The sequence below is a fragment of the Candidatus Hydrogenedentota bacterium genome (genome assembly GCA_016791475.1).
Classification (GTDB): Bacteria; Hydrogenedentota; Hydrogenedentia; order Hydrogenedentales; family JAEUWI01; genus JAEUWI01.
Window position 1 is genome coordinate 1 of sequence record JAEUWI010000174.1, and the last position, 791, is coordinate 791.

The window sequence follows — 791 nt, forward strand, 5'->3', positions numbered from 1 at the left end:
ACTTATGGTCGTGGCAGCGCGCACAATTGGCAGTGAGCGCCAAGAACGTCTGACACGTCGTGCCGACGATGTCTTCCAATTCATCCTGACGGACGACCGCCTTCATGGCGTCGCTCTGCTGATTCTGGCCTGCCGTATCGTAGGCGCCGGCCACCAGAAAGCCCGTCGCCTTGATCGCTTCCGCGTCATCGGGCGCCAGCACATCGCCTGCCAATTGTTGGCGCGCGAATTCGTCGAAAGGCAGATCGCGGTTCAGCGCCGTAATCACCCAATCTCGATACGGCCAAGCGTTGCGCCGCGGCTCGTCATATTCGAAGCCATTGCTTTCGCCGAAGCGCACGATGTCGAGCCAGTGGCGGGCCCAGCGCACGCCGTAGTCGGGCGAGGCCAGCAGACGGTCGACCTGCTTCTCGTAAGCTTGAGGATCGGCGTCGGCAACAAACGCGGCAACCTCTTCGGGCGTGGGGGGCAGGCCCGTCAGATCGAACGCGAGTCGGCGCAACAGCGTTCGGCGATCCGCCTCGGGCGAGGGCGCAAGCCCCTCGGCTTCCAATTTTGCGAGGACGAAGGCATCGACCGGATTTCGCGGCCATTTCGCATCTTTGACCGCAGGCGCCGGGGCGCGCACCACCGGCTGCAGCGACCACCAATCGTAGCCGGCCCGCACGTCGCTGGTGTAGCGAAACCGATCAATCGACTCGCGTCCCCAATCTGCCCCCGAGGCAATCCAATCGCCGAGCATTTCTTTTTCAGCCGCCGAGAGCGGCGACTTCGGCGGCATTTCGTCGCTG

At 63.7% G+C, this 791-nt stretch carries 1 protein-coding gene; it reads right to left on the reverse strand.

Annotated features, from left to right (window positions below; all coding sequences use genetic code 11):
- Positions 1 to 791, reverse strand: a 791-nt coding sequence (locus JNK74_28530) for a DUF1549 domain-containing protein (GenBank protein MBL7650134.1), incomplete at both ends; no start/stop codon positions are given.